Genomic DNA, 26,535 nt, shown 5'->3' on the forward strand with positions numbered 1-26,535 from the left:
GCTACGAACTCCGCCAACTCACCCCGGAGCCGTTCCACTTCCCCCAGCCTCACACCACAAAGATGCCCGCCACCAGGTGAGATCACTCGACGTAACGAAGCACTACTAGCGGTCCGCCGTCCGCCGGTCTTCCCGCGCGCGGGTCCGCCGCAGTTCCTCGGCGAAAACGCGCGCCGCCGCGAGGTCCGCCCCGTTCGGCCGCCCCTTGCGGATCCCTCCGACCAGCCGGAACGGTGCCCAGGTGTCGAAGCCGCGGCACGAGAACGTGTTCGTCACCTCGAAGCCCTTGGCCCGCAGCGTGCCCACCAGAGGGCGCGCAGGCGGGCGGAATCGCAGCTCCGGCAGGCCGCTGGTCGCGAACACGAACGCCCGCCCCCGCTGCGGCGGCAGGGCGGCGACGAAGCGGAGCAGGTCCGGGTGGAACCGCTGGGCGAAGATCCCGGAGCCGAAGCCGACGAGGTCATAGGCCGACAGCTCCGCCGGGTCCGCCTCCTGCGGCCGGACCACCTTCGCTCCCAGCACCTCGGCCATGACGTCGGCAACCCTGCGGGTGTTGCCGTGCGACACCGACGTACAGATGATCAGGGACCTCATGCTGTTGCTCCTCCCGTGCACCCACGGTCCACGTGTCCGGTTCTCACGCCTTTCATGGAAGAGACAGGGCAGGGGCCGAAGGTGTGACATCGGAACGAACAGCCCCACGCGGACGCGGTCCGGCGGCCGCGGCCGGCGCTGCGTCAGTGTCCGGCTTCTTCTCCGCGCAGCGGCCATGCGGAGTGCAGGAAGGACACGATGTGGTCGTTGACCTCACGGGCGCGTTCCTGCTGGGTCCAGTGGCCGCAGCCGGGCAGCCTGATGATGTCCCGCAGGCCGGGCACGAGGGCACGCATGGGGTCCAGGGAGCTGAACCGGTAGGCGGAGTCGAGCTCGCCCGTGATGTACAGCGTGGGCTGGTGGACCTGGAGTGTGCCGACCTCGGGCAGGTCCGACCAGTCGAAGTCGAAGGTGCGGTAACGGCGGATCGCGCCGGCGAATCCCGTGCGCTCGAACTCGTCCGCGTAGTGGTCGAGTTCGGCGTCGCTGAGCCACGGGGACCAGTGGGACGGGGACCCCGGGTCGGGGAGCGGGGTGAGGTAGCCGGAGGGCTCCGGCGTGTCGAGCAGCCAGCGCGGAACCAGATCGGCGGGCGCCTGGCCGGACAGGGCGTACATGGTCATGCGCAGCGTGCGGGCGGCGTCGGTGTCCAACTCGGCCTCCGCGACGCCGGGTTGCTGGAAGTACAGCACGACGTTGAACTTGCCCGGGTTGTTCCTGCGGATCAGTTGCGTGATGGGCAGCGGGGGGCGAGCCGGGTACGGCACCCCCAGCGCGACCATCGCCGGGAATCGTCGGGGCATCAGCTGTGCCGCCGCCCACGCGATCGTGGCGCCCTGGTCGTGGCCGACGAGGGCGGCGGAGTCGAGGCCCAACGCGTCGTACAGGCCGGTCAGGTCGGCCAGGTTGTTGCGCAGGCTGTAGCCGCGGGTGTCCGCCGGGGCATCGGTACGGCCGTAGCCCCGCAGGTCGGGGGCGATGGCACGGAATCCGGCCGCGGCCAGGGCGGGCAGCTGATGCCGCCAGGAGTACCAGAGTTCGGGAAAGCCGTGCAGGAGGAGGACGGCCGGTCCCTGACCCGCCTCCGCCACATGCATGTGGATGCCGTTCGTCCGTACGATCCGGTGGCGGATCTCCGTGCCGCGCTCCACGGTGCCCTCGGGCCGCCGCTTGGGCCCTCGGCCCGTCGGCGCGGCGGCCCCGACCGTCCCCACGGCCGCTGCACCCAGCGCCGCGGCCAGCAACGGCCTCCTGCTCAGCTCGGGCATGATCGTTCGCCCCCTGTCCGGTGGATGTGCACCACCTCGTGGCGGTGACAGGGGCCAGCATGCGCCGCGGCGATCACCGGACACATCAGCCGTGGAGAGGCCGTGCGACTACCCCGCCGGGAGTACGGCCGGCCGTTGTTCCTCCCGCGCCGCCCGCGCCCACCTGCGGACACGCGGGGCCGGTGCGCACGGTGCCGAAGCCGGCGTCTTCGGCCGATGGGAGTCAGGAGGCGAGGTCCGCGCCATCTTCTGTCGCAGGCCGTGCGGACACCTGTGGGTCCCCCCTCTCTGCCGAGCAGGCCGACACCCTCGCCGCTCACCTGGCCGGCCTCGGCCACTCCCCCTGCGGTGTCCTCGCGGCAGCGCCGGTCCCCTTCTGGCGGACGCATCTCCACCGTCTCGGCGCGCTCACCCCACCACAGCCGCGCCCAGAGGGCCGGGGCGCGTCACAGGTGAAGAGGACCACGAGCAAGTCGTGCGCTGGTGCCGTGAATTCTGCGTGCTTGTCGGGGAGCAGCCCTCCATCGACGTGATGTCACCGGGCCGACGGGGAACATCACGACCTTTGGCCGAGCTCCAGCGGGACCGGTAGGTTCTCCGCGGTGACCTTGATGGAGACGCAGGGCTTCGCGTCGATGGCCGACGGGGCCCGGTTGTGCTGGACGGCGTTGGGGGACACGACGGCCCGGAGGCTGCCCGTGGTCATGCTGCATGGCGGTCCGGGTCTGCCGGATTATCTGGGCGATGTGGCCGCCATGGCCGCGGACCTCGCGCCGGTGTACCGGTACGACCAGCGTGGCACGGGCCGGTCCCCGTGGCGGGGGCGTCATCGCCTCGCCCGGCACGTCGACGATCTCGCCGAGCTGCTCGACGCGTGGGACGTGCCCGGGGCCGTGCTGGTGGGGCACTCCTACGGCACGGACCTGGCGAGCCGGTTCTGCCTGGCGCACCCTGACCGGGTTGCCGCGATGCTGCTGATGTGCGGGCCGTTCGTCGGTGACTGGCGCGCCGGGGACCGGGCGGAGCGCGCTCGGCGCATGTCCGCGGCACAGCAGGAGCGGCTCCGTGCGCTGGAGGAGGTGCGGGACCGCACGGAGGAGCAGGAAGTCGAGCTGCTCACGCTGGCCTGGTTCACCGACCACGCCGATCCCGAACGCGGGTGGCACTGGGCCGCCCGGGGCGCCCGGCGGCGTCGCCCCGTCAACTGGGCCATGAACGGCGAACTCGGCAGGGAAGGACGTGCGGACCCGCTCGGTGCGCATCTGGACGAGCTGCGCGCGTGCCTGCCCACGCGAACGGAGCTCCTCGGTGGGGCCGACGATCCCCGCCCCGTGTCAGCACTCGCCTCACTCGCGCTCCGGCTCGGCCTTCGGCTGACCCGGATCGAGGGCGCCGGGCACGAACCCTGGCTGGAGCAGCCCGACGCCGTGCGTGCGCACCTTCGGCGATTCGTGCACGGCGCGGTGGGCACATAAGGCTTCGACCAGTTCGCCGGCCGGCCTCGTCACCGGCGGTCGGCACCGCGGCGGGTCGGTGTCGGCATGTGCCTCACCGTGTGGTGCCGGCTGGTGCGCCGCTTGCCGCGCGTTCGGCGACGTCGGCGGGGGCTGCGGCGATGACATCGTCGAGTGCGGAGCGGGAGGTCTGCAGATCGATGATGGCTCTGGTGATCCGCTCGCGCTCCTTGGCCAGGTCGGCGAGGAGGCCGGGGCAGGTCGGCACCAGTCGCTCGCCGTCGTCGCGCAGGCAGGGCAGGATGGTCGCGATGGTGGCGGTGTTCAGACCGGCCGCGAGCAGGCTGCGGATGCGGCGCACGGTGTCCACGTCCGCCTCCCTGTATTCGCGGTAGCCGCTGGGCCGCCGCTCGGGCTGGAGCAGGTCCTGTTCCTCGTAGTAGCGCAGCAGCCGTTCGGGTACGCCGGTCTTGCGGGACAGCTCTCCGATCCGCACGTCGTCCTCCTCATGGATGCCCCGGGCGGGCAACGCCGCTTGACTCTCACACCGATGTGAGACTCTAGCTTTCCCGGCATGCGCAGGAACTCTGTCTCGCTCGCGGCCCTGTGCGCGAGCGTCTTCGTTGTCGGTACGTCGGAATACCTGGTCGCGGGCATGCTGCCCGAGGTCGGCGCGGATCTTCAGGTGCCGCAGAGCACTGCGGGGCAGGCGGTGACCGCCTACGCGCTCGGCGTGGTGATCGGCGGGCCCCCGGTGACCATGCTGACCGCGCGGCTGCCCCGCAAGCCCCTGGCACTCGGGCTGACGCTGCTGTTCGCCGCGGGCAGCGCGCTCAGCGCCCTGGCCCCCTCGTTCACGATGTTGCTGGCCGGGCGGGTGCTCTCCTCGCTCAGCCACGCCGCGTTCCCGGCGTTGGCGCTGGTGATGGCTCTGCGCTGGACCGGCCTGGCCGGGGCCGTGCTCAGCCTCGGCGGCCTGGCCCTGACCTACCTGGTTCTGCCCCGGACCGGGACCGGGACCGCGCAGCACACCGGCGATGCCCCGGTGGGCACCGCCGTCTGATCCCCGAACCCACCCTCCCTGGAAGGCCCTTCCGACCATGCACGCTGTCCAGATCGACCGCCACGGCGGTCTCGACGTCCTGACCCTCCGCGAGGTCGCGGCGCCCGTACCCGCCGCCGGTGAGGTCCTCATCCGCACCACGGCCAGCAGCCTCAACCCGGTGGACTGGAAGACCCGCGCCTGGGAGGTCGGCCCGCCGCTGTCGGCCACGCTCGGCTGGGACATCTCCGGCCGGGTCGTCGCGAGCAACGACCCCGCTCACGAGGTGGGCGCCCACGTGATCGCCATGTCCGCGCAGATCGCCACCGGCCGCGGCACCTGGGCAGAGCTGGTCGCCCTGCCCGGCCACCTGCTCGCACCCGCACCGGCCACGGTGCCGCTGGCGGACGCGGCGGCCCTTCCGCTGGCCGGTACGACCGCCGTGCAGGCACTGCGCGCCACGGAGTTGAGCGCCGAGGAGCGGATTCTGGTCGTCGGCGCCGCCGGAGCGGTCGGCGGCCTGGTGGTCCAGCTCGCCCGCTCGGCCGGCGCCCGCGTCGATGCCCTGGTCTCCCGGCCCGGCCATGAGCAGGCGGCGACGGAGCTCGGCGCGGAGCGGGCCTGGCACCGCCCGCAGGACCTGCCCCGCGGCCGGTACGAGGCCGTCCTCGACACCGCCGGCACGGACGTGGCCGCGGCCCTCGCCCCCGGCGGGCGCTTCGTCTCCGTCGCCGACCACCCCCTGCCCGACGTGCCGGGCGCCCGCAAGAGCTACGTCCAGGAGAACGCCGCCGACCTCGCCCGCCTCGCCAGGCTCGTCGACGCCGGCGAGCTGCGGCTGCGGATCGCCGACCGCTTCCCGCTCGACGACATCCGCGCCGCCCACGAGAGCTTCGAAGCCGGCGGCCTCCTCGGCAAGGTCCTGATCACCTTCTGAGGTGCACCGCGTGCTTCGCCGACGGACCTGGAACCGGCGAAGTCTGGTTGTTTCCCCCGATCTTGGCGTGCGGGCGCCCTGGCCGCTGGCTGCGGGCGGGGCGCCGCCCTAGTCTTCCGGCGACCGGTCTGCGGAGCTGCTCGCCTCCCGGTGCCGCCCGCTGGACGTTGTACTGAGAGGGGAGTGGCACTCCATGGTGACCGCGAATCCGTCCCGCGACGGCGCGTCCGGGGCCCCGGGAATGCGACGAGCGCGGATCCTGGCGGTCCTGGCCGGTGCCGTGGCGGCCCTCGTCGTCTGGCTGGTGGGCGCGCAGCTGGCGGGCGTCCACCTCGACGTCCGTACGGGTTCGGACCACCACGAACAGTCCGTCGGAGCCGCGGCGGTCCTGGCGGCGTCGGTGGTGGCGGGCCTCGCCGCGTGGGGTTCGCTCGCCGCCCTGGAGCGGTGGGCACCGGCGAGGGCGTATCGCACCTGGCCGGTCCTCGCCCTCGCGGTCCTGGTCCTGTCCCTGGCCGGTCCGTTCGGCCTCGGTGTCACGACGGGCGCGAAGACGGTGCTCGTGTGCCTGCATGTGGTCACGGGCTCGGTACTCGTCATCGCACTGCGGCGGACCGCCGCGAGGCCGTAGGGACCCGGCGTCCCGCGCCGCCGCCGCACTACGGCGACAGGCCGGCGCCGGGCTCAGCAGTACGGTCATGACCTTGAACAGGCGTGCAGAACCGACGAGTTCGGCGCGCTCGACCGCTTCACCCCGGCCGTGGGCATCCGCGGGGCGATCGGGTGCGTCCTGCGCCACCGGCTGCCCGACGGGGATTTCGGTCCGGGCCGGTGCGGGCAGGCAGGCAGGCGCCGAGGCGCTGAACCGCCGTACGCAACCCATGTGACCGTCCGCACCGGCCCCCGGGCCGCCCCACGCCTGGAGCCTCGCGCCGTGACTCCCCCCACCGCCCCTGCCGACGGCGAGAGCGCCGCTCCCCCGCCGACGCGCCCTCGGCCGTACAGCGGCCACCGGGGCCACTGGTACTTCGGGCGCCCGGCGGACAGCGTCACGGCCGTCATCCACGTCGGCGCGGACACGCCGTACCCGGACCGGTACTTCGACAGCGTCCGCGGGCACCGTCGACAACCACCCGCACGTGTCCAACGCGAGCCGAGGCCAGGCCATCTGGCTCCGCGAGGGCCCGCGGCAGCCCTGGTCGCGGCTCGGGCAGAGCTTCTACCACCTCACCGCCGTCACCCCGCGGGGGACACCCCGTCCATGTGCGCTCCGGCATGCTGGACCGTGGTGCGGGTCACCGGGATCCACAGCTGAGCGTCGGACCGCGCCGGATCGTCCTGCGACGGCCGGGTGCGCAGGATCTCCGGTCCCGGACGGTACTCGTAGGGGTTGGACGGGATCCACTGGGCGGCCACGTCACCCCACATCTGCTGGAGCGCCTGCGGGAACGGACCGGTGTTCTCGAACACGGCCCAGGTGCCCGCCGGGCAGTCCAGCACGTCGAGGTCCCCGGGCAACTCGGCGGCAGCGGTCACCACGGCGTGGTAGTAGTCGAGTTCGCTGCCCTCCTCGAAGCCGTCCGACACGCGCACCGTCGCCGACACCACGCCCTGCGGGTCCTGGTCCGAGAGGCCGACGATCCGCAGCATCGTCTCCGGCGGGATGCTCTGGATGTGCTCGGCGATGTGCGGGTTGACGCCCTGGTAGATCAGCGGGACGCGGGCCTTCTTGCCGACGACCCGGAATGCTTCCTTCGCCACGATGCGGTACCGCATGGTGCTGTTCCCTTCGACGGTGAGGCGGAAGGACAGCCGGGGCTGCGAGTTCAGAGCCGCGCCGGTGCGCCTGGCCTCGCCGGGACCGACGCCGTGCACGGCGCGGAACGCCCGGGCGAAGGCCTCCCCCGAGGAGTAGCCGTAGCGCATCGCGATCTCCAGCAAGGTCGGTTCCCCGGCCAGCACTTCGGCCCCGGCGACGGTGAGCCGCCGGCGTCGGACGTACTCCGACAGCGCCATCCCCGCCAGTGACGAGAACAGCCGCCGGAAGTGGTACTCGGACGTGACCGTGATCCGGGCCAGCGCGGACACATCGATGTGCTGGTCGAGGTGACCCTCGATGTGCTCCATGGCCTGGTTCAGCCGATCCAGCAACCCCGGCCTCCTTCCCTTTCGATCACCAACGTTAGAAAGGACCGAGCCTGCCGCACCCGACATCCTGTGCCCGCTCCGGTCGGGTACGGCGACAGGCCTGCCGAGCCGGCCGAGGGCCACGGCGGCATGGTCTCGTCGGGCGACGAGGTCCGGCATGTCGTCCCACTGCCCGAAACCCTCAGAGCGTGAGAACAGGCCGGGTGGAGAAGTCCTCGCAGAGGTCCTCACCGTCCGGTCCGTACACGAACCCGGCCAGGGAAGGGTTGCGGTTGGCAGTGGCCAGGGGCAGCCACGCCAGCATGCGGCCGTAACCCCCGCACACCGACTCGCCGCCGTCTCCACCGTGGACCGCGGTGACGTCGCTGGTCAGCTCGACGCGATAGGTGTCGTGGGCGATGCGCAGGCCAAAAGCGCTCAGCTGCTGCTGCGGGCCGGTGCGGTCCCCGTACGGGATACGGTCGAGTGGGCAGTCGTTGCCCCACCGGAACAATGTGTCCGCGCCGGCTCCACAGGCGTGCTCCCACTCGTCGGAACTCGGCATCCGCAGGCCACGCGCCGCGAGGGCAGCCGGCATGTCGGCAGGGAGTTCGGTCAGGTTCTCGTCCTCCACGGCCATGAGCACCGTCGCCAGGATGACGCTGCGGCGTGGGCTGAGCACCTGCGCGAGGTAGGCCCGGAGATCGGGGCCATGGCCGAAGCCCTGATCCAGACTCTCCGCGTAGTCGGTGGCCTGCTCGGGCGTCGGCTGCCAGGCGTCGAGGTCGAATCCGAGTGTCAGTGCGCCACCGGGGACCAGCGCGAATTCCTGTCTGTTCCGCTCGATCCGGACGCGGTGCAGCGGGGCACCGAGGTGCTCGATGGTCTCGACGACGGTCACACGGCCATCGACCAGGTCCGCCGCCTCCTGAGCGACACGACGTGCGGCGGGCAGGTCGAGCGACCGCCACTGATCAAGACTGAGGTCGGCAAGAGACATGCGCCGCAGTGTCGCACGCACCTCCGACACAGCCCGCGGCCCGGACCTCGGAGCGGCTGCGCTGCGGGATCGATGCGGGTGCGTCCGCGGGTGGGTCGTCGGCCTGGCCCGGAGTGAAGGCGCAGGCCAGTGGGCGGCGGCGGGAACACCGGTCTCCTGGCTGGAGCGCACATGCCCGACGCGGAAGTCGCTTCCCCGGCCCGGGAGTTACCGGACCGCCGCCCGACACCGACACCGCCGCGGACCCCACCTCGGCTCAGCGCCACCGGAGCGCGGCGGACCCGAGCGACCCGGCCGGCGATGAGGTTGAGGACGTGCGGGGCGGGCCCGAGCCGGAAGCGCCGGTGCTGTTCCAGCAGAAAACCGGTGGCGACATGGCCGTTGACCAGACCCTGCACCGAACTCGCCGGCGCCCCGACCGTCCGGGCCAGCTCGGCCACGGTCACCCCGCCCGGCGCACGCGCGGCGGCCTCCAGGATCCACGCGACCCGGTCCACCGTACGGTGCCGCGGCCGTCGGACGTGCTCGCTCATCCCGCCTCGCCCCCGTCCTTCTCGCGTCCTTCTTGTGCATCGCCGTACAGCGACGGCAGCCCGCGACCGCGCCGGCGTTCGGCGGACCTGACTCGCATCCCGGGCACCGAATCCGACGCCGCCCACCGGGCCGGACCGGCCCATTAGGCTTGGGCGCTGCGACGGGTGGTCGCCCGCCGCCCGGCGGAGGGGTACGGCGCTCGTGCGGCAGCCCCGGACCACCACACCCAAGGACGGCAACCGAGTGTCTTTCTTCACCATCGGCCACCGCGGTGTCATGGCCGCCGAGCCGGAGAACACCCTGCGCTCCTTCCTGCGGGCCGAACGCGAGGGCCTGGACGGCATCGAACTGGACCTGCACCTGAGCAAGGACGGCGAGCTGGTCGTCATGCACGACGAGACCCTGGACCGCACGACGGACGGCTCCGGTCCCATCGCCGACCAGGAGTTGCAGACGCTCAAGAAGCTCGACGCCGGACTCGGCGAGCGCATCCCCACCTTCGAGGAGGTGCTGGACACCGTCGGGCCGACGCTGCCGATCCAGGCGGAGATCAAGGACGTGGCCGCCGCCCGGTCGCTGGGCCGGGTGCTCACCGACCGCGACCTGCTGGACCGGGTCTCGGTGCTGTCGTTCCACGACGCGGCGCTGATCGAGATCCACCACCTGCTGCCGCAGGCCCGCACCGTGCTGGTGGCAGGCCCCAGCGCGCACCGCGACACCTTCGTCGGCCGCGCCCAGAAGGTCGGTTCCACCCTGGTCAGCGTGGAACTGCGCCAGCTGAACCGGGCGATCGTGGAGAAGTGCGGCGCCGCCGGCATCGACGTGATGGCCTGGACCGTCAACGACGAGCGCGATCTGGCGCTGGCCCGGACGCTCGGCCTGGTGGGCTGCGTGACCGACGAGCCCGGCATGAAGCGGCTGGTCGAGGCCACGGCCTGACCTCAGGGGTCCGGGGCGGCCCGTGCACGCCGGGAACAGCCGGTCCGGCCCGCGCTGTTGCACCGGCTGGTCGCCCCGCTGTCGGGGCGACCGCCGACACGCCTGCCGCAGACTCCGACCGAGGCCCTTTCACACAGGAGGACTGATTCATGAACGACCGGCCCCTGACACTCATGGCGGTGCACGCCCACCCCGACGACGAGGCCACCGGAACGGGAGGCGTCCTCGCGCGGTACGCGGCGGAGGGCATCCGCACGGTCCTCGTGACCTGTACCGACGGCAGTTGCGGTGACGGACCCGGGGGCGTCAAGCCGGGTGATGCCGGGCACGACCCGGCAGCCGTCGCCCTGATGCGCCGTCAGGAACTGGAGGCGAGCTGCGCCATCCTGAAGATCAGCCATCTGGAGACGCTGGACTACACCGACTCCGGAATGATGGGCTGGCCGAGCAACGACGTCCCCGGTTCCTTCTGGCAGACCCCCGTGGAGGAGGGCGCCGCCCGGCTCGCGGAACTCTTCCGCCGCTACCAGCCCGATGTGGTCGTCACCTACGACGAGAACGGCTTCTACGGCCACCCCGACCATATCCAGGCGAACCGCATCACGATGGCCGCGCTGGCGATGACCGCGCCGACGCCGAAGGTGTACTGGACGACGGCGCCCCGTTCGATGATGCGGCGGTTCGGGGAGGTCATGCGCGAGTTCGGTGCGGACTGGCAGGAGCCTGATCCCGCCGAGGCCGCCGCGATGGCCGAGATCGGACTCCCCGAGGAGGAGATCACCACCTGGGTGGACACCAGCGCGTTCGGCGGTCAGAAGTTCGACGCGCTGGCCGCGCACGCCAGCCAGGGCGAGAACATCTTCTTCCTCAAGATGGGCCAGAAGAGGTTCACCGAGCTGATGGGGGTGGAGACCTTCGTACGTGTCCGGGACACCACCGGGGCGGCCGTACCCGAGAACGACCTCTTCGCCGGACTGCGCTGATCCGTCCGCCCCCGGGCCCGGGACAGGGGCGTTCGCCCCCCGGTCCCCGGCGCCGTCGCCGTCGCCGTCGCCGGGGCTCAGGCCCTCGTCCGCCTCAGGTCGTGGCCGGTGCTCGCCGCGGCGGCCAGGTGGACCAGCGCCAGGGTCTCGGCGAGGGGGCCTGGGCGGGGGGCGGTCCGGACGAGGGCGAGGACGTTCTGGCCCGCGGCGAAGGTCCCGCGCCGATGAACAGGAGAGCCGTGGACAGTCGGCGTGTCGTCGGCGGGGCGGCGGTCCGGGCCGCGCGGCCGACGAGGGATGGAACGCGGCGAACCCGAGCGTGAGCCGGTAGAAGAGGACCACGGCGGTGCCGGCGACGCCGGTGATGTGTGTCGCGGCGCCGCTCCATGCCGTCAGGCACAGGACCGGGAACGCGGCGGCCGGGGCCGTCAGGGTGCGGACCGCCGCCCGGATCAGGGGTCGCAGTACGTCGCCGCGCAGCGGGGGATCGCGGCGCGGCGGCGCCCTCCAGGGCGGCGCTCCGCGCCCGCCGACCGCGCTGCCGCCGGCGGCGCGAACTGCTCCTGGCCCGTGTGTCCGGTGTCCCGGAACCGCCGCCCACGGCGTCCCCGCCGGTCTGCACACCCTCCTGGCCCTCCCCGCCGGCCGGCCACCCGAGGACGAGGCCTCTCCCTCTGCGCCCGGCAGGACTGCTCACCGGCTGCGCGGCCGCACCCGAACACGCCTGCCGGGGCGCCCTCGACGCGCTGTCCGACACCCTCGGCTCTCCTCGGCCGGGCATTCGCGGCTCGGTGAACTCCGCACCGCGAACGTCACTCCCATGCCGCACCCCGGTCACCCGCTTGGGTGATCACGCCGAGTCCGTCCCCGTCGAATCGTGAACGTATGGGCCGTAGTCCCCCCGGGAGAGAGCGAGATCGGCATGACGGAATCTGCCATACGCGGGCCACTGCCGGACACGGCGCGCCGACGCCGGTGCCGGCGCATCGTGGCAGCGGGGTGCGTGATCGCCGCACTGTGCACGGTGCCCACCGCCCCGGCCGACGCGAAGAGCGGGGCGAACGGCGCCAAGCCGACCGTCGTCCTGGTGCACGGCGCGTTCGCGGACGGCTCCAGCTGGAACGGCGTGATCCAGCGGCTGGAGCGTCGCGGCTACACCGTCATGGCCCCGGCGAACCCGCTGCGCGGCCTGCACGGCGACGCCGCGTACCTCGCCTCGGTGCTCAAGTCGGTCAAGGGTCCCGTCGTGCTGGCCGGTCACTCCTACGGCGGTGCCGTCATCAGCTCGGCCGCGGCCGGCAACCCCCAGGTGAAGGCGCTGGTGTACGTCAACGCGCTGATGCCCGACGTCGGCGAGAGCGGCATGTCGCTGTCCGCCCGCTTCCCGAGCGCCCTGGCGACCGCCACCAACTCCGTGCCGTACCGCACCGGCGGCACGACCGGCACCGACCTCTACCTGAAGCAGGACAAGGTCCACTCGGTCTTCGCCGCCTGCCTGCCGGCCGCCCAGGCGAACCTGCTCGGCATCACCCAACGACCGGCCGCCACCACCGCGTTCTCCGAGAAGGCCACGGCCGCCGCGTGGAAGAGCATCCCCTCGTGGGCCCTGGTGGGCCGGCAGGACAAGACCATCACCCCGGAACAGGAACGCTTCGAGGCCAGGCGAGCCCGCTCCCACACCGTCGAGATCAACACCTGCCACGTCTCCCTCGTCGCCCGCCCCGACGCCGTCGCCGACCTCATCCTCAAGGCGGCGAGCACGGTCTGACCGCCGGCGCGGTGCCGCCGTCCCCTGTGCTCTTTGAGCCAACTTGGCGGCGACCGGGACCCGATTGCCCGGAGAGAGGTTGTCGTGTTCGCGACGAACTCGTTTACTGCGGGCAGCAACTGAGACCCAAGGAGGCGCACCAGTCCCATGAACAAGCGAACAGCCACCCTGGCGGTACTTCTCCCGGCCATACTGAGCACGACGGTCGGCGTCGCTGCGGCGCACCCCGCGCCGCACGCGACCCCGGCAGCGGTCACCCTGACCTACGACGCCAGTGGTGCCGGTCAGTGGGCGGGCCCGGTCGAGCAGGCCGTACAGAACTGGAACGACGCGGTGCACAACGTGCGCCTGGAGCCGGCGAGCTCCCCCGGCTCGGCCGACTACGTCTACGAGGCGACCAGCGGCTGGCCGCAGACCACGCTGGGGCCGATCTTCCCCGGCGGCAGCGGTGACGTGCAGCTGGGCCGGCAGGCGGTGGACGAGGGCTACGACGCGACCCGCATCACCGCCCACGAGACCGGGCACATCCTGGGGCTGCCCGACGACTACAGTGGCCCGTGCTCGGAGCTCATGTCCGGCCACGGCCCCGGCACGTCCTGCACGAACGCCAAGCCGGACGCGGCCGAGGCGGCGCAGGTCGACAGGAACTACGCCGCCGGCGCGTCGGCGATGCGCCCGCACCACCGCCAGGTGGTGATCGACGTCTGGTCCGGCCGGGTTCGCACCGGCTCACGCTGACCGGAACTGACTCAGAAGAGTGACTTTGCGCGGTTTCACGGCGAGCCACCGCAGGTCAGCGCCGTTGAAGGAGGGTGAAGGGCGTAGCGTTTCCACCAACCGAGTTTTTAGCCCTAGCTAAAGGTGGCATGCTGATGGAGTGGCAACAAGCGTTGTCTCTCCATGAGTTGGGGGTGAATCATGGGCATTTTTGCCCGTGACGAGAGCCGGACCACGCTAGCGGCTTCCCGGATAGGGCGACAGGCGACGGCCTCCCTGGCCGGCCTGCTGGCCGGCCAGGGCAAGACCCGCTCCGACCTGGCGGCGGCCATGGGCGTCAGTCCGGGGCGCGTCAGTCAGATCATGTCCGAAGACGCGAACCTGACGGTGCGCACCCTCGCCGCCGTGGCGGAAGCGCTGGACGCCGACGTGCAGATCACCTTCTGCCCCCGAGCACAGCCGACGGACGCCAGAGCCCGCGGCACGGATGCGTCGCCCCACCGGAGCAGCGTGCTTCCGGCCCGCCATTGAGCCTCACGTGCGGCACGCGCGCCGCATGGTCCGCCCGCTGATCGCCGAGCCGTCCGCGTTCAGCGGGTGAGCCAGCGGTCGAACCAGCGACGCTGCGACGGCACGGCCGGGCTGTGGAACGCGTCGTCGGACATCGCCTTCGCACGCAGGACCCTGAGCTCCTCGTTCTCGCTGCGGCGGCCGTGAACGTACGCGAAGCGCAGCAGGTGACCGCACTGGGCGAGGGCGGTGCCGAACGCCTGGCGCCGGGCGACGAGTTCGTCACCCGTCGCCTCCCGCCCGGCCTGGCGGCACGCCTCGTCGATCCGCGTCTGCACGTCCAGCGCCACGTCGATCGCCGTCTGCACGTCCGTGTAGATCGCGCAGATCGTCTTCGTCTCGGCGGTGAGCGGATGCCGCTCCAGCAGGTACAGCCTGAGGTCGTGGACGAACACCCTGAGCTGGGCGGACGTCTCGATGCCCTGCAGAAAGCGGTCCGACCAGCCGCACGCGTCCAGATGCACACGCTGCACCAGCCGCTCCCTGACCAGGGCGATACCCAGTGTCATGAACTTGACGTACGGCTGCGCCGTCTCGTCGTGCCGGCGTCTGGGCAGCGCCGTGGCTCCCGTCGCGGCACCCGCGACCACCGGTGGAATCGACGCCGCATGCGGCAGCAGCACCACCGCACCGGCCGCCACCACACCCATCAACGCCAGCACGAGCAGCATCAGAGACGACGACGCCCAGCTGCCCAGCAACCGCCCCTTGCCGGAGAACTCGCGTACCAGCCCCACCCACGCGATGCCCGCGCTCACGCCGGCGGGTAACACGTAGACAGCCAACCAGGTGTGGTGAAGCCAACTCATCGACGGCGCCCCCAAGACGTTCCACGGACAGGCTCAACCGCCGTCAGTCGATGATGTCAGCCGACATGGCACCACGCCGTCACTTTCAACGACTATCGGCCAGCGTGTCCGCCCCGCACCGGCGCAGGGCCCGCACGGGCCCGTATCACGTGGCCGGACCGCAGGTCTTCTCCAGGAGGGTGAACGACTTGGTTGCGCCTCCCGGTTGCGGCTTGCCCGCCTTGTGGCCGACGACCCGGTAGCCGGCGTCCAGATAGTAGGCGTTCAGGCGTGCGTTGTCGGCCACGCAGTCCAGACGTACGACCGCGCGCCCCGCCGCGGCGACGCGGCGCTCCGCGGCACGCAGCAGAAGCCGCCCCGCCCCCGGCCGCGCGCTGCCGCGGTCCACCATCAGCCGGTGCACGTAGCCGGCCACCGGCGGCTGCGGTCCCCAGGCGTCCTCGTCCTGCCACCACAGCTCCCACGCCCCGGCCACGCGGCCGTCGGCCTCGGCGAGCCAGACCTCACCCGTCGCCATGGCCCGGCGGAAGTGGTCCTCGTCCAGCTCGCCGGGCCGCCACTGGCCGGTGACGCCCCGGGTGATCATCCAGCGGGCGGCGTCGTCGCGCAGACGAACCAGGGCGGCGAGGTCGGTGTCACGGGCGAGGCGGAAGTGGAAGCCATTCACGTCGCGATCCTCGCACGGGTCCGGAACAACACCGTCTGACCGAACCGACCCGGGCCCCGGCCCGCCGCCGTACGGACCGAACACCGGGTCGGCGGCCGGCGCCACCGGTCAGCCCACCCGCTCCGCCACCAGTTGCTCCTCGATCAGATCCGCCGCCCGGCCGGTGCCGCCCTCGGCGCGTACCTCGGACCACAGCCACGCCGAACGCGTGGCGACCTGGGGATCGCCGATGAGTTCCATCAGGGCGGTACGCAGCGCCGCCGCCGTGACGTCCGCGGGGTCGAGCCGGCGGGCGACACCCAGTTCGACGAGCCGGTCGGCGTGGAGGCACTGGTCGGGCCCGTCGGGAACCGCGATCATCGGCACGCCGGCGTACAGGCCCGTACCGCTGGTGCCCACACCGGTGTGCGTCACCCAGGCGTCCGCCTGCTCCAGCATCGTCAACGGCGTCGCCCATGGCCACACTTCGAAGTTGCGGGGAACCCGATCGGCCAGGTCGCCGTCACTGCCCGTCTGCAGCACCACATGCCAGCCGGGGAGATCCGCGAACGCCGCCACACACTGGTGGTGGATCTCCTGCGGCCCGTGGGAGGCCGCGCCGGCCAGCGACACCAGCAGCACCTTCTGCGCACTCTCCGGCCGCGTCCAGCCGCCCTGCTCCTGGCCGGCCCCGAGGCACGGGCCGACGAACGTCACCGCCTCGGTGTCGACGCGGTCCGCGTGCGGCTGCATGGCGCGCGGGATCATGGCCAGCACGCGCCGCGGATAGCTGGTGAACTCCTCCACGTTCCCGGTCACCGCACCGCACCGGGCCAGCCAGTCCGCGAACCGCGCCCGGTGTGCGGGGCCTCCGGGCAGCTGCGCGTACGCCGCACCGATCTCCTCCTGGGCGCCCTCCCAGGCCACCTGCGCCGCGGACAGCTGGACGAGAGCGCGGTCCTGTGCCTCGGCCAGCGCGCGGCCCGCGTACGCGCCGGCGTCGTAGAGGTACAGGTCGGCGGGATCGTCGTCGTACGCGGCGTGCAGCTGCGGCAGAACGGCCTCCGCCTCGTCGAGGAAGAGGGAGGCGCAGGCGATGGGATCCTGCGGCCAGTCGCGGCCGACGCCCGGCAGAGTGGACGTGATGCCGACCGGTTCGGCGCCGGTGGCGGTGACCAGCTCGGCGACGGGGCCGGCATTGGCATACGTCACGCGATGACCGCGGGCCACCAGCTCACGGATGATCTCCAGGCTGGGCAGCACATGGGCGGCCAAAGGCGTGCCGACCATGGCGATATGGGCGGACCGATTCTTAAGGTGCATAACCGGACTTCCTTGGATAGACGTCTACGGCAGACAAACGTCCGGAACCCCGGCCAGGCAACGCGGACCATGCCCTCGTCTCCCTCGCGGCCGCTCTGCCGTGCCGACGAGGCAGTACCGGCGAGCGCGCCGAGCGTTCTCACAGTTCTCACAATGTTCTTAGATCCCCCCGTGACAGTGGCGCCCCATGAAGGCGAGGAAGATCAGGAAGACCAGGAAGAGGATCGTCGCGCTGGGTGCCGCGCTCACGGTGATCGGGGTGGTCGGCACCGCCGCCGCGTTCGGTACGGGCGGGCGGGACGGGCGGCAGGTCCACGTGCGCGGCGACCGGGTCACCGTGCCCGTCGCCGGTGGGCGTGTCGTGGTGGACACCGGCTCGCTGGCCGTGCGCGGCCGGGCGGACGACGGACGGGCCTGGCAGCTGTCGGCTCCGGCGGCCGGCGCCCTCGGGCCCGCCGCGCAGGTCTCGGTGCGCGGGGACAGGGCCACCTGGGGGTATCCGGCGAGGGGCCTCACGGTCACCGCGGCCGCGCGCGGCGGACGGCTGGCGGTGACCGTGCGCTCCACCCGGAAGTCCACGCTGACCTGGCCGGTGACCGCCACCGACCCGGACACGAGCGACGTGCAGGTCCCGCGCGGCGAGGGCCTGTCGGTGCCGGTCGCCGACCGCTGGTGGAACTCCGCGCGGGCCGGGCTCGCAGGCTCCGAGGCGGGCCTGTCCGACGGTCTGACCATGCCGTTCTGGGGCACCAGCCTGCGCGGCGGGCACGGCGCGAGCTACATCGCCGAGTCCGACATCGCCACCACGCTGAAGTTCGTCTCCGCCGGCGGCCGGCTGCACGCCGAGGCCGAGCACGCGTTCTCCCCCTCGGAGGGCACGCTCGACTACACGCTGACCTTCGCGCTCACCGACGGCTCGCCCGTGGCCGCCGCCCGCGACTACCGGGCCTGGCTCCAGGCCCGTGGCGGCATCACCACCCTGCGCCAGAAGATCGCCCGCAACCCCGAGGCCGGCAGGCTGGTGGGCGCCTTCCACGCCTACACCTGGGGCCAGGCCCGCACCGCCCAAGGCGTACGGCGCCTGCGGGAGTTGGGCATCGACAGGATGTGGCTCGGCTACGACGCCGACGGCTCCCCCATGGACCGCTCGGCCGTGCGCCTGGCCGAGCGGTCCGGCTACCTCGTGGGGCCGTACGACTCCTGGGCCAACGCGCAGGACCCCGCCTCGGCCGACAGCCCGGTGTCGAAGTGGCCCGCGCCCGTGTGGCAGGACGCCTGTGTGCGGGGAGCCGACGGCAGGATCGTCACCGGTTTCGGCGGACGCGGCTGCTACGTCAGCTCCGAGGCGTTGCGCCGCGCCGAGCCGGCCCGCCACTATCTGGCCGACCGCACCCGGGAGATGACCGCGAACGGCGCGAACAGCTACTTCCTCGACGTGGACGCCGCCGGCGAGCTGTTCACCGACCACTCCCCCGCGCACCCGATGACCCCGGCGCGGGACCGGGAGAACCGGTTGCGGCGGCTGGCCCGGCTGTCCGGCGAGCGCGGGCTGGTGGTCGGCTCGGAGAGCGCCGGTTCCTGGGCGACCGGTGTGCTCGCCTTCAGCCACGGCTCCGGGAGCCCGGTACCCGACCAGCTGTGGGCGCTGGAGCGGGACCGCGCCGCCTGGGGCGGTTACGCGCCGGCCGGCGCGCCCGGGATCTTCTTCAAGCCCGTGCGGTTGCCGGCCGACCTCGCGAAGGCGATGTACGACCCCAGGTACCGGGTGCCGCTGTACCAGACCGTGCTGCACGACTCGGTCGTCAGCACCGAGCGCTGGGAGTTGTCCTGGTCGAAGCTGCCCGACCAGAGCCGTACCCGCGCGCTGCTGGCCATGCTGTACAACGTCCCGCTGAACCTCGTCCTCGACAAGGCGGAACTGGACGGGCACGGCCGGCGGATCGCCCAGCTGCAGAAGTACTTCGAGCCCCTGCACAAGGCCGCGGCGACGCGGCCGATGACCGGGTTCCGGTGGCTGACGCCCGACCGGCTGGTGCAGCGCACGACGTTCGGCGACGGCGTCCTGACGGTCACGGCCAACTTCTCGGACCGCACCCACGACGGCCTGCCCGCGGGCTGTGTCGACGCCGCCGTCGACGGCGCCAGGGCCCAGCGGCTGTGCCCGGCCGGTCTGTGACGCCGGCCCGCCTGCCCGGCCCCCGGGATGCGGGGCGGTGCCCGGAGGATCAGGCCGCGTTCGCGAGTTTCTGGCGTACGACGATCGCGTCGAGCCGGACCGCGAACGGTGCGGTGTCTGCGGGGCCCAGGGCGCCCACACGGCACTTGTCGAGGCCGACGGTGACGTCGGCGCAGAAGGCGACGGCGTACAGGTGGGCGCCGGCTTGCTCGTCCTGGAGGGTGAAGAACAGGTCGCGGTAGTAGCTCGTGCGGTCCGGCCCCTCGTCGTAGTACGCCAGTCCCGGTGCGCCCTCCTGGGCCGCGAGACCGGTGAAGGCGTCCACGAGGTCACGCTCGACGGTGTCCCAGAACGACGCCTGGGCGGCCTCGGCCGGGAGCGCCTGGCGGACCGCCTCCTTGAGGGAGAGCGCCATCACCACGACCGGCGCCTCCTCCTGGAGCCCCCAGCCACGGATGATCCTGACGATGTCGCTGTCGGGAAGCCGGGCGGCGGCATCGCGGATGTGGCCGAAGTCGTAGTTGACGGTGGCGGGCGCGATCGCCTCCTGGAAGGCGCGCGCCAGGGCCTCCGCCTGGGCGAGATGGGCCTCTCCCACCTCGGTGACCGTCCTGAAACAGGCTGCCAACGCCCCTCCTTCAACATTTTGTTGCATCGATGGGGCGTCAGTATGCCGTACCGGTGCGCCGTCGCGACCCGCGGGGCGCCGCCGGGCTCAGTGGCCGGCGGATCCCTCCGGGCGTGCGTGGCGCGGCAGGAGGAAGGAGAGCAGGAACGTCAGGACGAGCATGCCGTCGACGATCCACAGCACCGTCTTCATCACGGAGCCGAAACCGGTGCGGAAGGCCGACTTCGCGGTGGCCTCCAGCGCGCCGGGTATGCGGGCACCGGCCTGGGGCGACGTCACGGCGGACCGGGTGTCCTCGCCCAGGCGGGCGCAGGACGCCGGGGTGGCGGCCGGGTCCTTGGCGACGGCACGGTCCGACGCGCACCGCCGCAGGTCCGCCACGATGCGGTCCTGGGCGGCCGACGCCACGTGCGCGGCGCTCAACCGCCCCCGCAGGCCGGCCGAGTGGTGGTCGACGGCGCCGGCGATGCCGCCGCCCAGCAGGCCGAAGAACACGGTGCCGAGGAGCGCCACGCCGAAGGCGCCGCCGAGCTGCTGCATCGCGGTCATCGTGCCGGACGCCGAGCCCGTCTCGTGCTGTTCGACGCTGGCGAGCACGATGTCGAAGAAGGGGGCCATGAGCAGGCCCATCCCGATGCCGGTGACGAGCAGGGCCGGCACGAGCCGCCAGGGGCCGACGCCGCTGCCCGCCGTGTCGAGGGTCAGCCACACGCCGAACACGCCGAGCGCCATGACCGCCGTACCCGCCTGGAGCACGGCCCGGCCGAAGCGGGTGACCGCCTGAGCGACGCCGAAGCCGACGATCATGCCGCCCGACCAGGGCACCATCACCAGGCCCGCCTTCAACGGCGAGTAGCCGAGGCCGATCTGGGTGTAGAGGTTGAAGACCAGCATGAAGCCCTGCATGGTCGAGAAGAAGACCAGCCCGAGCGTCATGCCTCCGCTGAACCCGCGCTTGCGGAAGAGGCTCGGGACGACCAGCGGGTCACGGCCGGTCCTGCTGCGCCGCGACTCGTAGACGGCGAAGGCCGCGAAGACGACGACCGACGCGGCCATCATCGCGAACGTCCACCCGGGCCAGTCGTACTCACGGCCCTGGACCAGCGGGAAGATGATGAGCAGCGCGGCCAGCGAGACCAGGAGCATGCCGGGGATGTCGAGGCGCGGCCTGTCGCCGGAGCGGCCCCTGGGCAGGTAGCGCAGCGCGCCGAGGAAGGCGGCGGCACCCAGCGGCAGGTTGATCAGGAAGATCATCCGCCAGCCGGTGCCGAAGTAGTCGGCGTCCACGAGCCAGCCCGCGAGGATCGGCCCGCACACCGCCGACAGCCCCATGACCGGGCCGAACATGCCGAAGGCCTTCTGCGACTCCTTCGGCGGGAACATCTCCTTGATCATGCCGAGGCCCTGCGGCAGCATGACCGCGCCGAACAGGCCCTGCACGACGCGGGCCGTGATCAGCATCTCGGGCGAGACGGAGACCGCGCACAGCAGCGAGCCCAGGGTGAAGCCGAGGGCTCCCACCAGGAACATCCGGCGGCGCCCGTGGATGTCCCCCAGCCGCCCGCCGGTGACGAGTCCGACGGCCATCGAGAGGGTGTACGCGGCGGCGAGCCACTGCAGGGTGGAGGCGCCGCCGCCGAGGTCGGCCCGCATGGAGGGGCCGGCGATGTTCGTGACGACGGCGTCGAGGAGATCCATGACCTCCGCCGCCAGGATCACGAAGAGCGCGGCCCAGCGCCATCGGTAGGGCGCTGGCGAGTCGGTGGGCGTCTCGACGGACGCGACACCGGTGGTGGACATCGCAGACTCCTCACGGCAAGGATGGGAGAACACTGTTCACCATAACAGAACAGCGCTCACTCAGAGAACGTTGTTCATTACGATATAGCGTCATCGCCGCCAAGACAAGATATATCGCGTCTCGGTCGAGGGGCGCACGCCCTCGGCCCTGGGCAGAACACTGTTCTCCGGGTCTTTAGACTGGTCATCATGAGCGACGCGGCCGCCGGCACCCCCGCACCCCCTCCGCCGACCCCATGGGAGCGCGAGCGCCCCGCTCGCGCCCAGGGCGCGCCCGCACGCGCCCCGCTCTCGCGCGAGCGGATCGTCGAGGCCGCCCTCACCGTGCTGGACCGGCACGGGCTCGACGGCCTGTCGATGCGTCAGGTGGCGGCCGAACTGGGGGTCGCGGTCTCCGCCCTCTACGCCCACGTCAGCTCCAAGGACGACCTCCTGGAGCTCATGTACACGCGGTTGTTCGACGGCTACGCGCTGCCCGCACCCGATCCGGAGCGCTGGCAGGAGCAGCTGCGGGACTTCGCCCGTGCCTGGCGCCGGCGCCTGCTGTCGCACCGGGACATGGCGAGGATCTCCATGGGGCACGTCCCCTTCACCGCCGAACTGCTGCCGCACGTCGAGGCGTTGCTCGCCGTCTTCCGCACCGCCGGGCTGCCCGACCGCATCGCGGCGGAGGCCGGTGACCTCATCTCCACCTACATCGACGGGTTCGTCCTGGAGGAGGGCATGTGGCGGGACCGGGCCGCCCGGCACGGCGGTGCCGCCTCGCCGGCCCGCCCCGACTGGCAGGAGATGGCCGACGAGATGCTGCACTACTTCGCGTCCCTGCCCGCGCGGGACTTCCCCCACCTGCGTGCCCTGTCCGGTCTGATGGTGACCGACTCCTCCGACGAGAGGTTCGACATCGGCCTGGAGATCATCCTGCGCGGCCTGGCGAGCTATCTGCCAGCCTCCGAGGCCGACGCCGCCCCGGACGCGGACAACACCCCCGGCACCGCCTGAACCACAGCGGATCGGCGCGTCAGCGGCAGGTCAGAGGCGCGTCAGCAGGCCCTGGCATCGTCGTACTCGTGAACGGCACCGCGGAACACCGCGGAGGCCGGGAGCGAGGAGAGGTGCCCGGAGCGGCTCATCGGGGACCAGGGCGGCAGCCCGAAGTCGGACCCTCGTGGTCCACGCAGGTTCGAATCCTGCCCTCTCCGCACAGGCAGTCGCCGAGCAACGGTTCAGGAGGGCCGGCCGGCCAGGACTTCCACCATGCCGGTGTCGAGTGAGTAGTACGCGGCGACCACCGCGAGGGAACCCTTGCGCACCAACGGGGCGAGGTCCTCGTTGGAGCGAAGCGCGCTCGCGGTCAGCTTCACCTGGGCCCGGGCCATCGTCTCGACCGGGTCGGCACCGCCTTCCCGCACCGCCTGCTCGTACGCCGGCCGCAGCGCCCTGACGATCGCCTGGAGGTTGCCGGGCAGGGGCTTGTCGTCATGCAGGGACTGGTACGCCGCTTTGACGGCGCCGCAGCGCTGATGCCCGAGGACGACGACGAGCGGGGTGCCGCTCGTCATCGGGCCGTACTCGACGGAACCGGTGACCACCGGACCGACCGCCTGCCCTCCCGTGCGCATCACGTACAGGTCACCCAGTCCGGTGTCGAAGAGGAGTTCGGGCGGAACCCGGGAATCGATGCACGAGAGGATCGCCCCGAACGGCTCCTGCTGCCGAGCCACGAGCTGACGCCGGTCGGGGTCCCGGTCCGGATGCCGGAGCTTTCCGCTCACCCAGCGCCCGTTGCCGTCCATCAGTCTCGCGAACGCCGTGGCGGGCGTCGTCGGGCGCGGACCGGGCGAGACGTCGGACGCCGGCGTGGCGGCGCTCGTCGGCGCGCACCCCGCAAGGGCGGTCGCGGCACCCGCGAGCGAGCCGGCCAGCACGGCCCTGCGGTCCACACGTCGAGCTGCGTCCATCGGTCGGTCCCTTCCATTGCGCGTCACGCGGTGCCTGCCCGTTGCCGCAAACCCCCGGACCCCCGCACGAGACGGGGGCCGGGGGGGAACAACGGCGAGGACCTCACAGACCGCCGACGCCGTTGCCTTCGTTGCCGTTGGAGCCGAGGCCGCCGACACCGCTGGTGCCGCTGGCGTCTACGCCACCGACGCCGACGCCGACGTCTTTACCGGCAGAGCCGAGGCCACCGACGCCGTCGCCGCCGCCGCCCTTCGCTTGCTGGATGACGGCCGCGGAGGCCTGGGAGTGGACGGGTACGGCGCCGGCGATGCCGGCGCCCAGGAAACCGGTGAGGGCAGTAGCGGCCAATACCGTGGCAATCGAGCGGAACACAGACAGCTCCTTTCGCTTCCCCCCTCTTGTCCTGATCATCTTCACCGCGCCCGGACGGTTCTGCCGGTCGGGACGGACCATCAGGGTGACGGCGCCTCAAACCCCGGGTGGAGTCGGTCGTGCGAGGGGTGGTCAGCGGCGTGTCAGACCCGTGTCAGCCGGGCCTGGCATCGTCGTACTCGTGAACGGCACCGCGGAACACCGCGGAGGCCGGGAGCGAGGAGAGGTGCCCGGAGCGGCTCATCGGGGACCAGGGCGGCAGCCCGAAGTCGGACCCTCGTGGTCCACGCAGGTTCGAATCCTGCCCTCTCCGCACGGGCTGCCTCCTCTCGCCCGCTCACGGTGAGCGGTCGGCGAGGAGGCCGGCGGCGAAGCCGAGGAAGGCCACGCCGGTGAGCTGTTCGAGACGGCGTCGGAACACGGGGCGCCGGACGCGCTCGCCCAGCGCCGAGGCGGCGCGGGTCAGGAGCCAGTACCAGACGGCCAGTTCGGCCGCGTCGATGGCGGTGAAGAGCAGCGTCGCGCCGAACACCGGCGCGTGCCGCGGGACGAACTGCGGGATCAGGCTCAGGTAGAACACGCCCGCCTTGGGGTTCAGCAGGTTCGTCGCCACGCCGGTGCGGTATGCCGCCCAGCGGCCGGGCGGGGCGGTGGTCGTGCGCTCGGATGCTCCGGGAGCGGGCGGTTTCCGGGCGTGGCGGAGTGCGGTGACTCCCAGGAGTACGAGGTAGGCGGCGCCGCACATGCGGAGCGTGTCGTACACCATGCGGGATGCGGTCAGCAGGGCCGTCAGACCGACGGCGGTGGCCAGGCCCCAGCCCACGCAGCCGGTGAGGATGCCAAGGGCGGCGGCCAGTCCGCTTCCTCTGCCCCGGGTCGCGGACGTGCGGACGACGAGCAGGGAGTCGGGGCCGGGTGCCATGTTGATGAGCATGGCCACGCCGGCGAAGGCCGACCCGGCGGTGATCAGGGTGTGTGTCGTGTGCGTTCGGGGGCTCCCGGGAGAGTCGGGGGCGGGGGCGGGGCCGGGGGCGCTCCGAGGCGTTCCCGGCCCCGCCGGACCGAAGCGTTCGTGACGTCGCGTCCTACTTCAGGGCCGTGAGCGCCGTCTCGTAGTCGGGCTCCTCGCCGATCTCCTTGACGAGCTCCGAGTGGACGACCGTGTCGTTCTCGTCCAGCACCACGACGGCGCGAGCGGTCAGGCCGGCCAGCGGGCCGTCGGCGATCGCCACGCCGTAGTCCTCGTGGAAGACGCGTCCGCGCAGGGTCGAGAGGGTGCGCACGTTCTCCAGCCCCTCCGCGCCGCAGAACCGGGCCTGGGCGAAGGGCAGGTCGGCGGAGATGCACAGCACCACGGTGTTGGCCAGGTCGCCGGCCTGGGCGTTGAACGTGCGTACCGAGGCCGCGCACGTGGGGGTGTCGACGCTCGGGAAGATGTTGAGGATCTTGCGCCGCCCGGCGAAGTCCGACAGCTTCGTGTCCGTCAGATTCGCGTCGACCAACTCGAACGCCGGGGCCTTGTCGCCCGGTTGCGGCAGCGAGCCGTTGACCTGAACCGGGTTTCCCTTGGCAGTGACCTGAGCCATCAGAAGTCTCCTCGCAACGATTCCGTCGACAGTCGACAGACGTGCCCGATCCTACGGTTCGCCGACACGGACGAGGCGGCGTACCCCGACGCGATGCCGGTGTACGCCGCCCTCGGGTGGGACGCGTCGCGCGGGAAGTGGCCCGCGTTGTCATGGCGGTTACTTCGGGTCCTTGGCGAACTTCGAGGTGGACCAGCGGTAGCCGAGCACCGTGAGGCCGAGGCACCAGGCCAGGGCGATCCACCAGTTGTCGCCGATGGGGGTGCCGAGGAGAAGTCCGCGCAGGGTCTCGATGGCGGGGGTGAAGGGCTGGTACTGGGCGACGGGCCGGAACCAGCCGGGCATGGAGTGCAGCGGGACGAAGGCGCTGGACAGCAGGGGCAGCAGGATCAGCGGCATGGCGTTGTTGCTGGCGGCCTCCGCGTTCGGGCTGACCAGGCCCATGCCGACCGCGATCCAGGTGAGCGCCAGGGCGAAGAGCACGAGCAGTCCGAACGCCGCGAGCCAGTCCAGGACGGTGGCGTGGTGGGAGCGGAAGCCGATGGCCACGCCGACGGCGCCGACGAGGACCACGCTCATGACCGACTGCAGGACGCTGCCGATGACGTGTCCGACGAGGATGGAGCCGCGGTGGATGGCCATGGTGCGGAAGCGGGCGATGATGCCTTCGCTCATGTCGGTGGAGACGGACACCGCGGTGCCGATCACGGTGGAGCCGATGGTCATCAGCAGGATGCCGGGCACGAGGTAGGCGAGGTAGGCCGAGCGGCCCGCGCCGCCGCTCATCGCGTTGCCGAAGATGTAGACGAACAGCAACAGCAGCATGACCGGGGTGAGCAGCAGGTTCAGGGTGAGGGACGGGTAGCGCCGGGCGTGCAGGAGGTTGCGGCGCAGCATCGTGGAGGAGTCGCGCACGGCGAGGGAGATCCGGCTCGGGCGGGCGGGAACCAGGGGGGTGCTCATCGGACGGGCTCCTTGGGCTGGTCGGGGATGCCGGCGCCGCCGGTCAGGGCGAAGAAGACGTCGTCGAGGTCGGGGGTGTGCACGGACAGTTCGTCGGCCTCGACGCCGGCGCTGTCGAGCCGGTCGAGGATGGCGCGCAGCTCGCGCTGGGTCCCGTCGGCGGGGATGTGCAGTGCGAGGGACTCGTCGTCCCGGGAGGCCTCGCCCAGGGCGGAGGCGGCGCTCCGGTACGCGGCCGGATCGGTGAAGCGGAGCCGTACGTGTCCGCCGGGGACGAGGCGCTTGAGTTCCTCGGCGGTGCCCTCGGCGACGAGCCTGCCGCCGTTCAACACCGCGATGC

At 72.1% G+C, this 26,535-nt stretch carries 27 protein-coding genes, 2 tRNA genes and 1 pseudogene; 13 read left to right on the forward strand and 17 right to left on the reverse strand.

The window, feature by feature from the left end; translation table 11 throughout:
• Positions 1-105 precede the first annotated feature (105 nt).
• Positions 106-594 (reverse strand): flavodoxin family protein, encoded by a 489-nt coding sequence (locus ACZ4MF_RS45095; RefSeq protein ID WP_467499733.1) that lies wholly within the window; start codon positions 592-594, stop codon positions 106-108.
• Positions 595-737: 143 nt separating this feature from the next.
• Entirely contained in the window at positions 738-1,862 is a 1,125-nt protein-coding gene (locus ACZ4MF_RS45100) for an alpha/beta fold hydrolase (protein WP_467499735.1), read from the reverse strand.
• Between the two features lie 611 nt (positions 1,863-2,473).
• Here ACZ4MF_RS45100 and ACZ4MF_RS45105 point away from each other — a divergent pair.
• Positions 2,474-3,337: an alpha/beta fold hydrolase gene (locus ACZ4MF_RS45105; RefSeq protein WP_467499782.1), complete on the forward strand. Its 864-nt coding sequence runs from the start codon at positions 2,474-2,476 to the stop codon at positions 3,335-3,337.
• 73 nt (positions 3,338-3,410) lie between these two features.
• Here ACZ4MF_RS45105 and ACZ4MF_RS45110 read toward each other — a convergent pair whose 3' ends face one another.
• Complete coding sequence (locus tag ACZ4MF_RS45110) at positions 3,411-3,812, reverse strand: MerR family transcriptional regulator (protein ID WP_467499737.1); 402 nt, start codon at positions 3,810-3,812, stop codon at positions 3,411-3,413.
• Between the two features lie 78 nt (positions 3,813-3,890).
• On the opposite strand from ACZ4MF_RS45110, the gene ACZ4MF_RS45115 reads away from it, so the two are divergent.
• From ACZ4MF_RS45115 to ACZ4MF_RS45125, 3 genes are all read left to right on the forward strand, one after another.
• The gene (locus ACZ4MF_RS45115) at positions 3,891-4,379 is read left to right on the forward strand and encodes an MFS transporter (RefSeq protein WP_467499739.1); all 489 of its coding nucleotides are present in this window, start codon (positions 3,891-3,893) and stop codon (positions 4,377-4,379) included.
• Positions 4,380-4,416: 37 nt separating this feature from the next.
• The gene (locus ACZ4MF_RS45120; protein WP_467499741.1) at positions 4,417-5,295 is read left to right on the forward strand and encodes an NADP-dependent oxidoreductase; all 879 of its coding nucleotides are present in this window, start codon (positions 4,417-4,419) and stop codon (positions 5,293-5,295) included.
• A gap of 193 nt (positions 5,296-5,488) precedes the next feature.
• Complete coding sequence (locus tag ACZ4MF_RS45125; protein ID WP_467499743.1) at positions 5,489-5,926, forward strand: DUF6069 family protein; 438 nt, start codon at positions 5,489-5,491, stop codon at positions 5,924-5,926.
• Positions 5,927-6,531: 605 nt separating this feature from the next.
• On the opposite strand, the gene ACZ4MF_RS45130 is transcribed toward ACZ4MF_RS45125, so the two are convergent.
• The 3 genes from ACZ4MF_RS45130 to ACZ4MF_RS45140 form a co-directional block, all read right to left on the reverse strand.
• A complete protein-coding gene (locus ACZ4MF_RS45130) occupies positions 6,532-7,446 on the reverse strand; it encodes an AraC family transcriptional regulator (RefSeq protein ID WP_467499745.1) in 915 nt (304 codons plus the stop codon).
• Positions 7,447-7,624: 178 nt separating this feature from the next.
• Positions 7,625-8,422, reverse strand: coding sequence for a hypothetical protein (locus ACZ4MF_RS45135; RefSeq protein ID WP_467499747.1), 798 nt, complete (start codon positions 8,420-8,422; stop codon positions 7,625-7,627).
• The gene (locus ACZ4MF_RS45140) at positions 8,320-9,300 is read right to left on the reverse strand and encodes a helix-turn-helix domain-containing protein (RefSeq protein WP_467499749.1); all 981 of its coding nucleotides are present in this window, start codon (positions 9,298-9,300) and stop codon (positions 8,320-8,322) included. Before ACZ4MF_RS45140 ends, ACZ4MF_RS45135 begins: the two co-directional genes overlap by 103 nt.
• Between ACZ4MF_RS45140 and ACZ4MF_RS45145 the strand changes: the two genes are divergently transcribed.
• The 5 genes from ACZ4MF_RS45145 to ACZ4MF_RS45165 all read left to right on the forward strand — a co-directional run bounded on the left by ACZ4MF_RS45145 (position 9,200) and on the right by ACZ4MF_RS45165 (position 13,894).
• Entirely contained in the window at positions 9,200-9,895 is a 696-nt protein-coding gene (locus ACZ4MF_RS45145; protein WP_467499751.1) for a glycerophosphodiester phosphodiesterase, read from the forward strand. The two genes, ACZ4MF_RS45140 and ACZ4MF_RS45145, sit on opposite strands and share 101 nt — an antisense overlap.
• 149 nt (positions 9,896-10,044) lie before the next feature.
• Positions 10,045-10,878, forward strand: a complete 834-nt coding sequence (locus ACZ4MF_RS45150) for a PIG-L family deacetylase (protein ID WP_467499753.1) — start codon at positions 10,045-10,047, stop codon at positions 10,876-10,878.
• Between the two features lie 1,003 nt (positions 10,879-11,881).
• The gene (locus ACZ4MF_RS45155) at positions 11,882-12,646 is read left to right on the forward strand and encodes an alpha/beta fold hydrolase (protein WP_467499755.1); all 765 of its coding nucleotides are present in this window, start codon (positions 11,882-11,884) and stop codon (positions 12,644-12,646) included.
• Positions 12,647-12,793: 147 nt separating this feature from the next.
• Positions 12,794-13,384 carry a snapalysin family zinc-dependent metalloprotease gene (locus tag ACZ4MF_RS45160; RefSeq protein ID WP_467499757.1) on the forward strand — a complete coding sequence of 197 codons (591 nt, stop codon included), beginning with the start codon at positions 12,794-12,796 and terminating at the stop codon, positions 13,382-13,384.
• Between the two features lie 180 nt (positions 13,385-13,564).
• Positions 13,565-13,894 (forward strand): helix-turn-helix domain-containing protein, encoded by a 330-nt coding sequence (locus tag ACZ4MF_RS45165; protein ID WP_467499759.1) that lies wholly within the window; start codon positions 13,565-13,567, stop codon positions 13,892-13,894.
• A 59-nt stretch (positions 13,895-13,953) separates the two neighbouring features.
• Here ACZ4MF_RS45165 and ACZ4MF_RS45170 read toward each other — a convergent pair whose 3' ends face one another.
• From ACZ4MF_RS45170 to ACZ4MF_RS45180, 3 genes are all read right to left on the reverse strand, one after another.
• Complete coding sequence (locus tag ACZ4MF_RS45170; RefSeq protein WP_467499761.1) at positions 13,954-14,691, reverse strand: hypothetical protein; 738 nt, start codon at positions 14,689-14,691, stop codon at positions 13,954-13,956.
• A 196-nt stretch (positions 14,692-14,887) separates the two neighbouring features.
• The gene (locus ACZ4MF_RS45175) at positions 14,888-15,409 is read right to left on the reverse strand and encodes a GNAT family N-acetyltransferase (protein ID WP_467499763.1); all 522 of its coding nucleotides are present in this window, start codon (positions 15,407-15,409) and stop codon (positions 14,888-14,890) included.
• 108 nt (positions 15,410-15,517) lie between these two features.
• The gene (locus tag ACZ4MF_RS45180; RefSeq protein ID WP_467499764.1) at positions 15,518-16,711 is read right to left on the reverse strand and encodes a macrolide family glycosyltransferase; all 1,194 of its coding nucleotides are present in this window, start codon (positions 16,709-16,711) and stop codon (positions 15,518-15,520) included.
• A gap of 187 nt (positions 16,712-16,898) precedes the next feature.
• Here ACZ4MF_RS45180 and ACZ4MF_RS45185 point away from each other — a divergent pair, with 187 nt between their 5' ends.
• Positions 16,899-18,887, forward strand: a complete 1,989-nt coding sequence (locus ACZ4MF_RS45185) for a glycoside hydrolase (protein WP_467499766.1) — start codon at positions 16,899-16,901, stop codon at positions 18,885-18,887.
• A 49-nt stretch (positions 18,888-18,936) separates the two neighbouring features.
• Here ACZ4MF_RS45185 and ACZ4MF_RS45190 read toward each other — a convergent pair whose 3' ends face one another.
• Both ACZ4MF_RS45190 and ACZ4MF_RS45195 read right to left on the reverse strand, forming a co-directional pair.
• Positions 18,937-19,515 (reverse strand): Type-2Aa cytolytic delta-endotoxin, encoded by a 579-nt coding sequence (locus tag ACZ4MF_RS45190; RefSeq protein WP_467499768.1) that lies wholly within the window; start codon positions 19,513-19,515, stop codon positions 18,937-18,939.
• 87 nt (positions 19,516-19,602) lie between these two features.
• A complete protein-coding gene (locus ACZ4MF_RS45195; protein ID WP_467499770.1) occupies positions 19,603-21,315 on the reverse strand; it encodes an MFS transporter in 1,713 nt (570 codons plus the stop codon).
• A gap of 189 nt (positions 21,316-21,504) precedes the next feature.
• Between ACZ4MF_RS45195 and ACZ4MF_RS45200 the strand changes: the two genes are divergently transcribed.
• Both ACZ4MF_RS45200 and ACZ4MF_RS45205 read left to right on the forward strand, forming a co-directional pair.
• Positions 21,505-22,314, forward strand: a complete 810-nt coding sequence (locus tag ACZ4MF_RS45200) for a TetR/AcrR family transcriptional regulator C-terminal domain-containing protein (RefSeq protein WP_467499772.1) — start codon at positions 21,505-21,507, stop codon at positions 22,312-22,314.
• Between the two features lie 107 nt (positions 22,315-22,421).
• A tRNA-OTHER gene (locus tag ACZ4MF_RS45205) sits at positions 22,422-22,514 on the forward strand.
• Between the two features lie 24 nt (positions 22,515-22,538).
• Here the strand turns inward: ACZ4MF_RS45205 and ACZ4MF_RS45210 are convergent.
• Both ACZ4MF_RS45210 and ACZ4MF_RS45215 read right to left on the reverse strand, forming a co-directional pair.
• Positions 22,539-23,273, reverse strand: a complete 735-nt coding sequence (locus ACZ4MF_RS45210) for a carbonic anhydrase (RefSeq protein ID WP_467499774.1) — start codon at positions 23,271-23,273, stop codon at positions 22,539-22,541.
• Positions 23,274-23,376: 103 nt separating this feature from the next.
• A complete protein-coding gene (locus tag ACZ4MF_RS45215) occupies positions 23,377-23,646 on the reverse strand; it encodes a hypothetical protein (protein ID WP_356039241.1) in 270 nt (89 codons plus the stop codon).
• Between the two features lie 220 nt (positions 23,647-23,866).
• Here ACZ4MF_RS45215 and ACZ4MF_RS45220 point away from each other — a divergent pair.
• Positions 23,867-23,959: transfer RNA gene (locus tag ACZ4MF_RS45220), tRNA-OTHER, on the forward strand.
• 24 nt (positions 23,960-23,983) lie between these two features.
• Here ACZ4MF_RS45220 and ACZ4MF_RS45225 read toward each other — a convergent pair.
• The 4 genes and pseudogenes from ACZ4MF_RS45225 to ACZ4MF_RS45240 all read right to left on the reverse strand — a co-directional run.
• The gene (locus tag ACZ4MF_RS45225; protein WP_467499776.1) at positions 23,984-24,568 is read right to left on the reverse strand and encodes a LysE family translocator; all 585 of its coding nucleotides are present in this window, start codon (positions 24,566-24,568) and stop codon (positions 23,984-23,986) included.
• A gap of 163 nt (positions 24,569-24,731) precedes the next feature.
• Positions 24,732-25,232 (reverse strand): thiol peroxidase, encoded by a 501-nt coding sequence (gene tpx / locus ACZ4MF_RS45230; protein ID WP_467499778.1) that lies wholly within the window; start codon positions 25,230-25,232, stop codon positions 24,732-24,734.
• Between the two features lie 159 nt (positions 25,233-25,391).
• Positions 25,392-26,195 carry an ABC transporter permease gene (locus ACZ4MF_RS45235; protein WP_467499780.1) on the reverse strand — a complete coding sequence of 268 codons (804 nt, stop codon included), beginning with the start codon at positions 26,193-26,195 and terminating at the stop codon, positions 25,392-25,394.
• A pseudogene (locus ACZ4MF_RS45240) lies at positions 26,192-26,535 on the reverse strand (ABC transporter); the annotation flags it as partial. The gene ACZ4MF_RS45235 and the pseudogene ACZ4MF_RS45240, both read right to left, overlap by 4 nt.

Source organism: Streptomyces sp. NPDC025793 (assembly GCF_055558375.1).

Coding starts and splice junctions, on each gene's coding strand:
- ACZ4MF_RS45150 (WP_467499753.1), top strand. CDS start 10,045: ATGAACGACCGGCCCCTGACACTCATGGCGGTGCACGCCCACCCCGAC.
- tpx (WP_467499778.1), bottom strand. CDS start 25,232: ATGGCTCAGGTCACTGCCAAGGGAAACCCGGTTCAGGTCAACGGCTCG.
- ACZ4MF_RS45095 (WP_467499733.1), bottom strand. CDS start 594: ATGAGGTCCCTGATCATCTGTACGTCGGTGTCGCACGGCAACACCCGC.
- ACZ4MF_RS45120 (WP_467499741.1), top strand. CDS start 4,417: ATGCACGCTGTCCAGATCGACCGCCACGGCGGTCTCGACGTCCTGACC.
- ACZ4MF_RS45235 (WP_467499780.1), bottom strand. CDS start 26,195: ATGAGCACCCCCCTGGTTCCCGCCCGCCCGAGCCGGATCTCCCTCGCC.
- ACZ4MF_RS45160 (WP_467499757.1), top strand. CDS start 12,794: ATGAACAAGCGAACAGCCACCCTGGCGGTACTTCTCCCGGCCATACTG.
- ACZ4MF_RS45185 (WP_467499766.1), top strand. CDS start 16,899: ATGAAGGCGAGGAAGATCAGGAAGACCAGGAAGAGGATCGTCGCGCTG.
- ACZ4MF_RS45200 (WP_467499772.1), top strand. CDS start 21,505: ATGAGCGACGCGGCCGCCGGCACCCCCGCACCCCCTCCGCCGACCCCA.
- ACZ4MF_RS45140 (WP_467499749.1), bottom strand. CDS start 9,300: ATGCCGTCCAGGCCCTCGCGTTCGGCCCGCAGGAAGGAGCGCAGGGTG.
- ACZ4MF_RS45210 (WP_467499774.1), bottom strand. CDS start 23,273: ATGGACGCAGCTCGACGTGTGGACCGCAGGGCCGTGCTGGCCGGCTCG.
- ACZ4MF_RS45115 (WP_467499739.1), top strand. CDS start 3,891: ATGCGCAGGAACTCTGTCTCGCTCGCGGCCCTGTGCGCGAGCGTCTTC.
- ACZ4MF_RS45180 (WP_467499764.1), bottom strand. CDS start 16,711: ATGCACCTTAAGAATCGGTCCGCCCATATCGCCATGGTCGGCACGCCT.
- ACZ4MF_RS45100 (WP_467499735.1), bottom strand. CDS start 1,862: ATGCCCGAGCTGAGCAGGAGGCCGTTGCTGGCCGCGGCGCTGGGTGCA.
- ACZ4MF_RS45195 (WP_467499770.1), bottom strand. CDS start 21,315: ATGTCCACCACCGGTGTCGCGTCCGTCGAGACGCCCACCGACTCGCCA.
- ACZ4MF_RS45165 (WP_467499759.1), top strand. CDS start 13,565: ATGGGCATTTTTGCCCGTGACGAGAGCCGGACCACGCTAGCGGCTTCC.
- ACZ4MF_RS45125 (WP_467499743.1), top strand. CDS start 5,489: ATGGTGACCGCGAATCCGTCCCGCGACGGCGCGTCCGGGGCCCCGGGA.
- ACZ4MF_RS45225 (WP_467499776.1), bottom strand. CDS start 24,568: ATGGCACCCGGCCCCGACTCCCTGCTCGTCGTCCGCACGTCCGCGACC.
- ACZ4MF_RS45105 (WP_467499782.1), top strand. CDS start 2,474: ATGGAGACGCAGGGCTTCGCGTCGATGGCCGACGGGGCCCGGTTGTGC.
- ACZ4MF_RS45135 (WP_467499747.1), bottom strand. CDS start 8,422: ATGTCTCTTGCCGACCTCAGTCTTGATCAGTGGCGGTCGCTCGACCTG.